We start from the raw sequence: 11,637 nt of genomic DNA, 5'->3' as shown, positions 1-11,637 counted from the left end.
TGCGTCCATTTGATAATGTTCAATGAATGTTAAAATACCCATTTGGAACGTCTTCTATTAGTTCTTTTTTTTGAAATTTAAAAATTAATTTTACATTTTCTATCATCTTTAAAGAGACAGTACTTACTTCCTTGTTAAATAACAAAAAGGGGCTTTTGGTGGTTTGACAACTATTGATTTATAGGATTATAGTCGAGGCGTGATCACAGAGAAAAATGAAATAAGACAAAAAAGAATGTCTCTTCAACTTGTACACTTTCGTTGAAGGATACACGGCATTCGAATCAAACAAGGAGGAAACGACGATGGAAAAGCCACTATTTACACCCACTCAGATCTTTTCGCTTAAACGCAAAACGATTGAAAAGCGAATGGATCAATACTTTAATGACACCCATGACGCAAAACAAACGATCCAAATTTTGGTAGCGCTTCAGGTACGAGATGAACTGGCAGAAGAAGATTTTTCTTTCTGCATGATGGAACTGGTCCGGAGAATCCTGATGAAAAGCAAGACTTCGCGTACGCTGCGCCGCTATTATATTTATTTCAAGAATTATTTTTCTTCGAAAGAATGGAAAGTTGTCAGCCTGCGTTTATTTGCGGCCAAATCATTTGTCAAAGAAAAAATCGAAAAAGTCATCAGCCAATTCATTAAAGAACCGTTGCAGGGATTGGTAGGCTCATGAACAGGACCAAAAAATCGAACGGATAAGGAGGGGAGAATATGGCAGATCTAGTCGCAAAATTTGAGAATAGTTTAGGCAGAAAGCATAAGCTGCGGGTCAAAAAAGCCAATACCAACATTGAACCGGAAAAAATCAGGGCCTCACTGGAGAAACTAACAACGGTCGATCTTTTTCGGAATAAGAAAGACGCCCGATTATTTGATAAAGTCATCACCGCCAGCTTTTTCGAAGAATTCGACCGGATAATTTTTGATAATAGCAGCGATGAAGTGATAGAAATTGATATGACTAATGCTGCGCCTGTGAACGAGCATGTAGTCGTTAGTGAACAGCCAAAACCATCGTTTAAAGAGTTCAAGTTAACAGTCATTGAAGAGAAAATGGTCGAACCGACTGTATTGAAACAAGTGCTGGAATTACCATTGGGCTTCAAGCTGAATCATCTGTTTCAAGAACAAAAACGCGCATTAATCGTCTCTAAAGTGCCGGAGGGCGGCAAGCCGATTGAAGCGAATATCCACAATGAGGAGAACCCTGTCCGTATCGAGCTGCTGGTACAGCTCAAAGAGGAGATAGAGGAAAAAGCCAACGCCTCACCACCGCAGGATCAGCGAGAAAAACAGAGCCTCTGGGACCGTTTGAAAAAGCGAAGGTGGCTAGAATAAATCTATAAATACCTAAGGACCGTACCAGCCAATTACCGCGGATTGGCTGCAAGGACTGTGGTGTATTAAAGCTGCCATTTTGGTTGACTCAACAGAGCGATCTAGGCGATAAGAATCGTTAATTCTTGTGAAGAACATCGAAGTGAATCCTCCAAAAAGAAATCAGAGGAGTGCGCGCTAACCTGGTTCTTGAGTAGAGGATCACGTTGATTTTGACTCACGAAGAATTTGCGGCAGGGCTACTGCATGAGCTTGTTCGCTTTGAGGATGGTCTCTATTATGAAGCTGTTCCTTTGTTAAAAAATTATGGAGACTGTTAGGCTTATTTGTGATGGGTTCCATTTGATCCAAAAGAAGGAAAGAACGCTTAATACCAGTTCGCAGGTATGCTGAAAGGCATATCTTTTTTGCCGTGGATTCAATATCAGAACGAAAGAATAATGAGTCAGAGTTGGCTTGCCAATTCTCTGAAAAGCTATGCTATAATGGGAGCGTTGATTATATAAAATGAAATGAGGAAACAGCGATGGACGGTATCTTGCCGTTATGGAAGGAACGCGGCATGACAAGTCATGACTGTGTCTTTAAATTACGAAAGATTCTACAAACAAAAAAGATTGGACATGGAGGGACCCTGGATCCTGATGTCGATGGTGTACTGCCTATTTGCATTGGTAAAGGGACTAAAGTGATTGAATATTTACAGGATAGTGGAAAAGTTTATGAAGGTGAAATCACTTTGGGCTTTTCTACGACAACGGAGGATCGCAGCGGTGAAGTTGTTGAGACTAAAACAGTCGAAACTCCTTTATCAATAGAAGAGATTGATCAGATGATGGCTACATTTATCGGAAAGATCACACAAGTACCACCGATGTATTCAGCGGTCAAAGTGAATGGCAGACGGCTCTATGAATATGCACGTGCAGGAGAAACGGTCGAGCGACCAAAGCGTGAAGCTGTGATCGAAAGCTTCCAACGAACAACAGATCCAAAATATAATGAAGAAACGAAAACACAAAGCTGGCGTTTTCAAGTTACCTGCGGCAAAGGGACCTATGTTCGGACGCTGGCAGTAGATCTTGGCGCAAAGCTGGGCTATCCTGCTTATATGTCAGACTTAACTCGTTTAGCTAGTGGTGGATTTTCCGTAGGTCAAGCAGTCACTTTGGCACAAGTCAGTGAGCTGATGGAAAAAGGGCAGATCGACCAAGCACTTCAGCCAATCGAGGAAGCGATGAAGGATTTTCCGAGAATTGATCTGACAGAAGCCCATTGGCAGAAAGTAAAAAATGGACAAGTGTTGCCAATGGCGACTTTTGGTCTGAAAAAAATGCCGGGGGATTTGATTGCATTTTTCTATCAGAACCAACTAGTCAGCCTATACGGTCAGCATCCAGAAAAAGAATGGCTATTAAAGCCTAGCAAAGTGATCAGAAATGAGATCAGTCCGGCTCTTCAAAAATAGTATAGCGGTGAAAAAAACATTCGATTAATATGAATTAGGTGTCAGTCCAACTTTTCACAGTACGTCTTGCCAGAAAACGAATCCCTAGCTAAGATAAACCGAAGTTAAAAGATCTAGTTGGATGATATACGGCATGAAGATCAGCTTTATTTTTCTGTAAGAAAAATAATTACATTAATATGGATTAGGAGCTATAGCAAATGGAAATTGTTAAATTACGTCATCCTTATAAACCAGCAGAAATTCCAGCAGGAGACTGTGTACTAGTCTTAGGCTTCTTCGATGGTGTTCATCGAGGGCATCAAGAGGTGATCAATACTGGGAAGAAAATTGCGCAAGAAAAGAATTTAAAATTGGCAGTAATGACCTTCAATCAACATCCGGCGATCGTCTTTCAGCAAGTGCAGAGCAAGCCAATCCAATATCTTTCAACCTTGAAACAAAAAGAAGAACGCATGGCAGAGCTAGGTGTAGACCTTTTATATGAAGTTGCGTTCACTTCATCGTTTGCGGCGTTAGAGCCGCAAGCATTTGTTGATCAGTATATTGTTGGACTGCATGCAAAGGTGGCAGTCTCAGGCTTTGATTACAACTTTGGCAAAGACCAGACAGCGGATGCCGAGAATTTGCCTAAATATGCGAAGGATCGTTTTGAAGTAGTGATCGTCGCTAAAAAAAACGAAGGCCATGAGACGGAAAAAATCAGCTCGTCACGGATTCGTCGTTTATTATCTGAGGGACGACTAGATGAAGCCAACCATCTGTTAGGCTATGTCTACGAGATCAGTGGTACGGTGATTCATGGCGAAGCACGGGGAAGAACTCTAGGCTATCCAACAGCGAATATCCAAGTGCCTGATGACATGAAGTTGCCTAAAGAGGGTGTCTACGTCAACAAAATCAAAGTTGGCGATCAATGGTATCCGGCGATGGGATCAATTGGACACAATGATACCTTTGGAACGAATCGCATCTTAACAGTTGAGATCAATATCTTGGATTTTAATCAAGAAATCTATGGTGAAAAAGTAAAAGTACGCTGGTACCATATGCTGCGGGGACAAGTGGCATTTGAATCCGCTGATGGATTGATCCGACAGCTTGAAGCAGATGAGCAAGCAACGAGAGATTATTTTAAAAAGTAAAATTATATATAAGCCGAGTGAATGTATTTTATTGAGTTTGATAGAATATGTCCATTCGGTTTTTTATTTTTCTTTGGCTACTTTTTTGATTATAGGGATATCTCATATGCTATCATTAAAATAAAAAGGAGTTCTTCATGGATAAAACTTGGTACATTCGACCTTATCAAAAAGGTGATACAGAGGAATTGTTCGCTATGATGGAAAAAGAAGCCGATTGGAATGAATACTGTAACGAGAAGAATAAAGAAAATTATTTACGAGCGATTCAAACATCGATCACCTACTTGCTTTTTGAAGAAGAAAAAATCTGTGGGTATGCCCGCTGCCGCGAAGATGACGGCTTTGGCGTATATGTTTATGATCTATTAATAGATCATAATTGTCGTGGAAAAAATTATGGGCGCTATTTGATGGAGCAAGCCTGTAAAGATTTTCCTGAGCAAACGGTTTATGTAATGAGTGATGTCGATCCATATTATGAAAAGCAAGGGTATCAAAAAGAGGGAACGATCTTTATTGTGAAGCCGCACTAAAAGTTTCAGAAAATCGTTGACTCTCCCTTAACAGGAGACAGTATTCTGTTGATGAAAGGGGAGGATCATGTGAGTACAGCTATCGTAGCGGATCAACTAACAAAAGAAATCGGCGGAAAGAAAATCGTCAACCAACTCTCCTTCACCATTAACAAAGGTGAAGTTTTTGGTCTGTTGGGACCAAATGGAGCGGGGAAAACAACCACTATCGAAACACTTTTGGGCATCAAACGACCAGATCAAGGTTCGACCAGAATTTTAGGATTAGACCCACGAAAACGGCGGCGGGAAGTTTTTGAGAAAGTTGGGGTTCAGCTTCAATCTTCCAGTTATCAGAATAATATTCGGGTAGGTGAATTGTGTCGAGAACTCTCGAGTTTGTATCAGCAACCGCGAGATTATCAAGAGTTATTGAAATTATTCAAATTAGAAAAGTTTGAAACTCAATTTGTTGAGAAGCTCTCTGGCGGCGAAAAGCAAAAATTGTCGATCGTCTTAGCTTTGATACCTGATCCGGAGATTATCTTCTTAGATGAATTGACGACGGGATTGGATACTGAGGCTCGCCGGAATGTTTGGCAGACGTTGCTGAAACTTAAAGAAACAAATTTGACGATCTTTTTGACGACCCACTACATGGAAGAGGCCGAGATCTTGTGTGATCGGATCTTTCTGATTAAGCGCGGCAGCGTAGTTGTAGAAGGAACGATTCCTGAACTGTTGGCCGAGAGCTCTCAGGACAACTTGGAGGATGCTTATCTTTGGTTTGTGGGGGAGGATGACGATGAATAAAGTACTTAGTTTGGCAAAGGTTGAAGGAAAGCTGGCCCTTCGTTCGATTGATGGTGTTTTGTTTGGAATCGGGATGCCCTTAGGAGTCTTGCTGTTAACGACGATGATCGCTGGAAACAAGCAGGCGGGCAATACTTCCTATACATTTTTGGACAGCAGCTTCAGCTCATTATTAGTCGTCGGTATCTGTGCGACTGCATTCATGGGCATCCCGTTAACGATATGTGATTATCGTGATAAGAAAATTTTGAAGCACTTCTTCGTGACGCCTGCGTCACCGGGACATTTGATTGCTACTCAGGTATTGATTGCAATGGCGACAGCTGTGATCTCAGCTAGTTTGGTCGCTTTGGTATCAGTCTTCTTTCTTGGCTACCGAATCCAGGGCAGCTGGATGTTATTGATAGCCAGCTACTTTTTGGTTATGATTGCTATGTATAGCTTAGGATTATTGATCGCGAGTTTATGTAAAAATATGAAGATTGCGAATCTGGTCTGCAGTCTGGTTTATTTTCCGATGCTGTTTTTGTCCGGAGCCGTGATTCCGTTTGAACTTTTTCCAAGCGGCATGCAGAAGGTAGCGAGTGTTCTACCGCTGACGCAAGGAGTGCAGCTGTTAAAAAGTGTCAGCCTCAATCAACCAGTTGGGAATCCTCAATTTGTCTTGATTCTTTTGGTTGCGATCAGTATTATCGGATTTGGCTTAGCGGCGAAATTCTTCCGTTGGGAATAGAGATGAAAAGAGGGGGATTGCATGGAACGTGAATGTGAAAAGGTCGAGGAGAAATTATATCGGATCGGCATGTTTTCAAAAATGAATCAGGTGACGATCAAAGCGTTGCGTTACTATGATGAAGTGGGGCTGCTGCGTCCCCGCTTCATTGATCCTGATAATGGGTATCGTTATTACAGTTCTAGTCAATTGGAACCGCTGCATCGCCTGATGGCTCTTCGTCGGATCGGCTACAGCATCGAAGAAATCAAACGTGTTCAGGACGGAGAAAGTGAACAACGAATACTACAAAAAAAGAAGCAGCAATTAATGAAGGAAATATCTGAACGGATGTCGATGCTTTCTCAGATCGAAGGATACCTGCAGCAAGAAGAAGAAAACTACCATATGGTAATCAAAAGATTACCCGAAGTTATCGTTGCATCCACACGGAAAGTTATTCCTGATTTTGAGTCTCTTTCTTCAATGATTCCAGAAATGGGGGCTATGATGGAGAAAGCCGGCTGCATTTGCGCGATGCCCGAGTATTGCTTTAATATTTATCACGATGGTGAATATAAAGAAGAGGACATCGATATTGAAATTTGTGAAGCTGTGACCGAAATGAAAGAAGACTTCGGTGACTTGAAATTCAAAATGATTGATGAAATACCTACTGCAATCTGTACGATGCATAAGGGACCGTACACTTCAATCCCGAATGCATTTGCTGCAGCGATTAAATTTGCTGAGGATAATGGATACGAGATCATCGATTATGTACGCGAAAATTATATCGATGGGATGTGGAATAAGGACAGTGAAGAAGAGTGGCTGACTGAGATTCAGATTCCAGTAAAGAAAATATAATCAATCAAAAGAAATCTTTGAAAAAAGGTTTCTTTTTTTGCGTAGCCTGCCGAATACATAGGAAAATAATCTCATTGAAGCTTATATAATTGTGATTTTTTGAAGAATAATGACAACAAGCGATTGTTTGGCTTAGTTCGTTATGCTACGCTAGATTTAGTTTTAATGAAAGCGTTACAGCGAAAAAACAGAAAGAAGGAATGAAAAATGGCAAAGGATCGTTTTGTAAGGGTATATTCTCAAGGAAAATTGGATGCAATCATGATTTTTGTTGATCGGGAGACGGGTGTGAACTATATGTTCAATAAAGTAGGCTATGCTGGCGGTTTAACACCTTTACTAGATCAAGATGGCAAACCAATAATCACTCCTGTGGAAGAGTTAGATAAAAAATAGACAGCACTAGCGAACAAGCTTGCTCTTCATTCTTATGCTAAACTTTTATTATAAAGTAATCCAACAAATCATCATTTGCCAGCACGTGCAATCAAATTTTTTTTAAACGTTTCGTTGGATGAGGTCAGTGATATTACTTAATTAGGGGGAATGGATAAGATGCATGCTTGGGAAGCTATTCAAAAATCAGTGGACTATATTGAAGATAATATCAAAGAGGAAATGACAATTGAAGAATTGGCGCAGGTTTCTTTTTTATCCATGTATTATTTTCAAAAATTGTTTAGCCGCTTAGTCGGAAAAACAGTGAATGAATACATCAAAGCTCGGAGAGTCGCGAATGCAAAGCCTTTACTGAAATCAACCGATCGTCGAATTGCCGATATTGCTGTTGAGTATGGCTTTAACAGTCATGAGACTTTCACAAAAGCATTCAAAGAGCTTTATGGTGTGACACCTGAAGCTTATCGTAAAAACAAAATACTTTTGACGGACTTTTTGAAACCGGATCTGTCCATTTATTATACGATGGTGGATGAAAGTGTTCCGTTAATGGTGGATGATATGGTGCTTGAAGTGAATCAACGAAGACTTGATGAAGAGGAATATTACACAGGTGTTTCCAGTCAAGTTGATTCCCGAGAAATGAATAATGTTGGTGTCAATACGTTGATTGAGCTGTGGGATGAATTTCATGAGAAGAAGGACGCTATTCCGAATTTATTAGAGGATGCGCTGGAAATTGATTATTTTACTTATGATACAACACCGGGAAAAGTTCTGTATTTTGTCGGTGGTCAATCTGATGACAGTAAGGTAGAAAACTTCCATCAATTTTGTATTAAACCAGGTGAGTATTATGTTTGCTCCTTTGAGGCGGAGAACTTTGAATATTTAGTCGAAGATGCTTTATATAAAGCGAATAACTATTTCTTCGAAACTTGGCTAAAAAGACATGGAATCGGGATGGAGGATATGGAGCCGTTCCTGATTCAAAAATATGTCAATGTGACAAACGAGCCAAAAATTGAAATCTGGATTAAACCAACAAAAGAACTAGTCGGTTAGGTCTAAAAAAACTTCGGATTTTTTACGATCCGAAGTTTTTTATTGTCTTTTTTCTTTGCTGATTGATAATGAGCTTTCTTTTCGAAGAATGTAGCCCCAAAAAATACCCGTCAGCTGAGTAATCAGAAAAAGAGCGATCAATGGAATAGCAGCTTCGAAGGGTGAAGAGGAATGATACAAGCTGACTAAAGGACTTTTGAAAACAATCAACGAGCAGCTCAAAATAATATTGATGAGATTACCAAAAATCAATAAAGCAAGCTGCTTGGTCATTTTAGCGTAGAAACCAATAATTATCGTAAGCAGTAAAAATAAGAAAATACCTATGATCGAGTCAAATAGATAGTCAATGGCTAAGGATAGGTGAACATAAGGAATCAAATAGAATATGAAGGGTAATTGTACGAGTTTTATCTTACGCAAGGGGAAATGCCTCCTTTAGATATTCTTCTATTGTTATTTTATGACTGTCAAATGGTCAATTCAACGGAAATAGAAAAATAGAGTGGATAATGAAAGTTATTTTATGCTGCTATCAACAAACCATTAGTTTTTTGGAATCAAATTTTTTTATTGAGAAAATATTTTTGCGATTCTAAAAAGGAAATAGACATTATAGTTGAGAAAGTAAAAATATGACTCGTCCTAGATATTTTATAGAGGAAAGATCGCTTCTGCTTTTCGAATCGCTGCGCTGACGCAGAATATTTTTTCTTTACTATCTGAGAGATTGTGATAATATGATTAGAAATGGAGGGGTTATATGAATAAATTGCAAGATCGATTTAACAAAAATGTGTATGAAATCGCCGTCTCATTGATTCGTCAATTTGATGAAAAAGTCTCTGGAATTCCTAATATGCTGAAGCTGACATTAGGCGAGCCGGATTTTAATACCCCTGAGCACGTAAAAGAAGCAGGGCAGCAGGCGATCAAAGATAATTTCAGCCATTATACCGGCATGTCTGGCTTGATCGATGTTCGAGAAGCAGCGAGCCGTTTTTTATCTGAAAAATATACGGTCAATTATGAACCAACCACAGAAGTTTTGGTGACAGTGGGGGCCACGGAAGCATTATCGGCGAGCTTGCTATCCATTTTGGAGGCTGGTGACAAGGTGTTATTACCGGCACCAACTTATCCGGGATACGAACCATTAATCTTATTAGCCGGAGCGGAACCTGTTTATATCGACACCAGAGAAACGGGATTTGTTTTGACGCCGGAACAAATTGATCAGGCGATGGCAGAGCACGGAGATAAAGTAAAAGCGGTCATCATTACATCACCATCTAATCCGACAGGGGTTGCCTATAATGAGGCAGAAGTGTCCGCATTAAGTGAGACACTGAAAAAATATCCTGTTTTTGTGATCAGTGATGAGATTTATAGTGAATTGAATTATGAGACGAAGCATGTCTCGTTTGGAAAATATTTACGTGAACAAACGATCGTCATCAACGGCTTGTCTAAATCCCATGCGATGACTGGCTGGCGGATTGGCTTCATTTTTGCACCAGCAGAGCTGGTCGAACAGATCATCAAAGTTCATCAATATTTAGTAACAGCGGCTTCGACGATCTCGCAAAAAGCAGCAGTTCGGGCGTTGGTACAAGGGATTTCTGACGCGGAAGTGATGCGGGAGGAATACCGTGAGCGACGAGATTATGTTTATCAGGCGATGACAAAACTTGGCTTTGAGGTGGCTCGTCCTTCAGGAGCATTTTACATTTTCGCTAAGATTCCGGCCGAGTATGAGCAAGACTCCATGGCTTTCTGTATTGATTTAGCCGAAAAAAATCAATTAGCAATTATTCCAGGAATTGCCTTTGGACCAGAGGGGGAAGGCTATGTCCGAATCAGTTATGCGGCTTCGATGGAAAATCTAGTTGAAGCGATGAACCGTTTAGCAACTTATCTAGGAAAATAAAAGAAACGATCAAATCGAAAAAGATTTGATCGTTTCTTTTATTTGTTTAAGTAGTTGAATAGGCCGCTGATGGTTTTGTCATCCAAGTTAATTTCTTTACCATCGACTGTTGCTTTCACAACATGATAATAGTCAGGTAGATCTGGTACTTCTTTTAATTGTGCAGCGACAAAATCATTGGCACTGGCATAAGTTTTTTCTTTTTCTGAGTCGTTTAATTCATAAGTAATCACTAACATCTTGTTTCGCTTCTCTCATTTGAATTTTTCATTGCAACAGTATTGTACACCAGAACTAATAAAAAGTAAGAGATTTTGTCTTTACCAAATATTTACAGTTCTTTACCGATCGTTTACATCCCTTCAATCAGATATTTACGTTCCATTGGTAAAGTAACGGTGTACTAAAAATAAGAGATACGGTGGTTAAACGCTACCGATTTTCTTATAAAAATCTATTGATTATCTAAACTGAGGAGTGTACATGATGAAGAAAATTATTTTGGCATTAGCATTTTCAGGGGTTCTTTTAGCCGGTTGCGGCAGCGGGAATGCAGCGAAGGATTCCGATTCAACAAAAGAGGAAATGACAAAAATTACAGCGGTTGGTTCAACAGCGCTACAGCCGTTAGTGGATGCGGCACAGGAAAGCTATACGCAGGATCATCCGAATGTTCAAATCTCTGTTCAAGGAGGCGGTAGCGGGACCGGCTTGAGCCAAGTCGAGAGCGGTTCTGTTGAGATCGGAAACTCCGATGTTTTCGCTGAGGAAAAAGACGGGGTCGATGCAAGCAAACTAGTCGATCACAAAGTAGCGGTCGTTGGTTTTGTACCAGTAGTCAATAAGGATGTCGGTGTAAAAGATATCACTAAGCAGCAATTGATCGATATTTTCACGGGCAAGATCAAAAACTGGAAAGAGCTTGGCGGAAAAGACGAAGCGATCCAAGTAGTTAACCGTGCTTCAGGCAGCGGAACGCGTGCGACTTTTGAAAAATGGGGATTAGACGGCAAAGAGCCGATCCAGTCACAAGAACAGGATTCATCGGGAACGGTGAAAAAAATCGTGGCGCAAACTCCAGGAGCAATCAGCTACTTAGCACTATCTTATGTTGATGACAGTCTGCAAGCTTTGCAGCTAGATGGAGTAACAGCCAATGACAAAAACATTACCACCAACAAATGGCCAATCTGGTCTTATGAGCACATGTATACAAATGGAAAACCAGATAAATCTTTGGCAGATTTCTTGGAGTATATGACAAGCGATGATATCCAAAATGGTCCTGTTAAAGAATTGGGCTATCTACCAATCACTTCTATGAAGGTAGAACGCTCTGCTGACGGAACAGTGAAATAAAAATAAA

Annotated in this window: 14 protein-coding genes; 12 read left to right on the top strand and 2 right to left on the bottom strand. The window is 40.2% G+C overall.

The features are described from left to right. The first annotated feature begins 305 nt into the window (after positions 1-305). The 10 genes from E6139_RS03250 (at position 306) to E6139_RS03205 (ending at position 8,341) form a co-directional block, all read left to right on the top strand. The gene (locus E6139_RS03250; RefSeq protein ID WP_316401624.1) at positions 306-689 is read left to right on the top strand and encodes a hypothetical protein; all 384 of its coding nucleotides are present in this window, start codon (positions 306-308) and stop codon (positions 687-689) included. A gap of 38 nt (positions 690-727) precedes the next feature. Next, positions 728-1,354, top strand: coding sequence for a hypothetical protein (locus E6139_RS03245; RefSeq protein ID WP_316401623.1), 627 nt, complete (start codon positions 728-730; stop codon positions 1,352-1,354). A gap of 526 nt (positions 1,355-1,880) precedes the next feature. Continuing rightward, positions 1,881-2,822, top strand: coding sequence for a tRNA pseudouridine(55) synthase TruB (gene truB, locus E6139_RS03240; RefSeq protein WP_316401622.1), 942 nt, complete (start codon positions 1,881-1,883; stop codon positions 2,820-2,822). Between the two features lie 200 nt (positions 2,823-3,022). Continuing rightward, positions 3,023-3,967, top strand: coding sequence for a riboflavin biosynthesis protein RibF (gene ribF / locus E6139_RS03235; protein ID WP_316401621.1), 945 nt, complete (start codon positions 3,023-3,025; stop codon positions 3,965-3,967). 137 nt (positions 3,968-4,104) lie between these two features. Beyond that, positions 4,105-4,503 (top strand): GNAT family N-acetyltransferase, encoded by a 399-nt coding sequence (locus E6139_RS03230; RefSeq protein WP_316401620.1) that lies wholly within the window; start codon positions 4,105-4,107, stop codon positions 4,501-4,503. 69 nt (positions 4,504-4,572) lie between these two features. Then, positions 4,573-5,295 (top strand): ABC transporter ATP-binding protein, encoded by a 723-nt coding sequence (locus E6139_RS03225; protein ID WP_316401619.1) that lies wholly within the window; start codon positions 4,573-4,575, stop codon positions 5,293-5,295. Continuing rightward, positions 5,288-6,028 carry an ABC transporter permease gene (locus E6139_RS03220; protein WP_316401618.1) on the top strand — a complete coding sequence of 247 codons (741 nt, stop codon included), beginning with the start codon at positions 5,288-5,290 and terminating at the stop codon, positions 6,026-6,028. The genes E6139_RS03225 and E6139_RS03220 overlap by 8 nt, the downstream gene beginning before the upstream one ends. Before the next feature lie 21 nt (positions 6,029-6,049). Beyond that, positions 6,050-6,877: a MerR family transcriptional regulator gene (locus E6139_RS03215; protein ID WP_316401617.1), complete on the top strand. Its 828-nt coding sequence runs from the start codon at positions 6,050-6,052 to the stop codon at positions 6,875-6,877. A gap of 207 nt (positions 6,878-7,084) precedes the next feature. Next, complete coding sequence (locus E6139_RS03210) at positions 7,085-7,273, top strand: DUF6440 family protein (protein ID WP_316401616.1); 189 nt, start codon at positions 7,085-7,087, stop codon at positions 7,271-7,273. A 150-nt stretch (positions 7,274-7,423) separates the two neighbouring features. After that, positions 7,424-8,341, top strand: a complete 918-nt coding sequence (locus tag E6139_RS03205; protein ID WP_316401615.1) for an AraC family transcriptional regulator — start codon at positions 7,424-7,426, stop codon at positions 8,339-8,341. Between the two features lie 39 nt (positions 8,342-8,380). Here E6139_RS03205 and E6139_RS03200 read toward each other — a convergent pair whose 3' ends face one another. After that, positions 8,381-8,764: a hypothetical protein gene (locus tag E6139_RS03200; protein ID WP_316401614.1), complete on the bottom strand. Its 384-nt coding sequence runs from the start codon at positions 8,762-8,764 to the stop codon at positions 8,381-8,383. A gap of 340 nt (positions 8,765-9,104) precedes the next feature. Between E6139_RS03200 and E6139_RS03195 the strand changes: the two genes are divergently transcribed. Continuing rightward, positions 9,105-10,271 carry a pyridoxal phosphate-dependent aminotransferase gene (locus E6139_RS03195; protein ID WP_316401613.1) on the top strand — a complete coding sequence of 389 codons (1,167 nt, stop codon included), beginning with the start codon at positions 9,105-9,107 and terminating at the stop codon, positions 10,269-10,271. Positions 10,272-10,309: 38 nt separating this feature from the next. Here E6139_RS03195 and E6139_RS03190 read toward each other — a convergent pair whose 3' ends face one another. After that, entirely contained in the window at positions 10,310-10,510 is a 201-nt protein-coding gene (locus E6139_RS03190) for a hypothetical protein (protein ID WP_316401612.1), read from the bottom strand. A gap of 247 nt (positions 10,511-10,757) precedes the next feature. On the opposite strand from E6139_RS03190, the gene E6139_RS03185 reads away from it, so the two are divergent. Continuing rightward, the gene (locus tag E6139_RS03185; protein WP_316401611.1) at positions 10,758-11,630 is read left to right on the top strand and encodes a phosphate ABC transporter substrate-binding protein PstS family protein; all 873 of its coding nucleotides are present in this window, start codon (positions 10,758-10,760) and stop codon (positions 11,628-11,630) included. Positions 11,631-11,637 lie beyond the last annotated feature (7 nt).

This window comes from Enterococcus sp. (assembly GCF_032555305.1).
Classification (GTDB): Bacteria; Bacillota; Bacilli; order Lactobacillales; family Enterococcaceae; genus Enterococcus_A.
The sequence above is the reverse complement of the archived record's forward strand: the minus strand, read 5'-3'. Positions and strand labels throughout refer to the sequence as shown.

Coding starts and splice junctions, on each gene's coding strand:
- E6139_RS03250 (WP_316401624.1), top strand. CDS start 306: ATGGAAAAGCCACTATTTACACCCACTCAGATCTTTTCGCTTAAACGC.
- E6139_RS03245 (WP_316401623.1), top strand. CDS start 728: ATGGCAGATCTAGTCGCAAAATTTGAGAATAGTTTAGGCAGAAAGCAT.
- truB (WP_316401622.1), top strand. CDS start 1,881: ATGGACGGTATCTTGCCGTTATGGAAGGAACGCGGCATGACAAGTCAT.
- ribF (WP_316401621.1), top strand. CDS start 3,023: ATGGAAATTGTTAAATTACGTCATCCTTATAAACCAGCAGAAATTCCA.
- E6139_RS03230 (WP_316401620.1), top strand. CDS start 4,105: ATGGATAAAACTTGGTACATTCGACCTTATCAAAAAGGTGATACAGAG.
- E6139_RS03220 (WP_316401618.1), top strand. CDS start 5,288: ATGAATAAAGTACTTAGTTTGGCAAAGGTTGAAGGAAAGCTGGCCCTT.
- E6139_RS03215 (WP_316401617.1), top strand. CDS start 6,050: ATGGAACGTGAATGTGAAAAGGTCGAGGAGAAATTATATCGGATCGGC.
- E6139_RS03210 (WP_316401616.1), top strand. CDS start 7,085: ATGGCAAAGGATCGTTTTGTAAGGGTATATTCTCAAGGAAAATTGGAT.
- E6139_RS03205 (WP_316401615.1), top strand. CDS start 7,424: ATGGATAAGATGCATGCTTGGGAAGCTATTCAAAAATCAGTGGACTAT.
- E6139_RS03195 (WP_316401613.1), top strand. CDS start 9,105: ATGAATAAATTGCAAGATCGATTTAACAAAAATGTGTATGAAATCGCC.
- E6139_RS03190 (WP_316401612.1), bottom strand. CDS start 10,510: ATGTTAGTGATTACTTATGAATTAAACGACTCAGAAAAAGAAAAAACT.
- E6139_RS03185 (WP_316401611.1), top strand. CDS start 10,758: ATGAAGAAAATTATTTTGGCATTAGCATTTTCAGGGGTTCTTTTAGCC.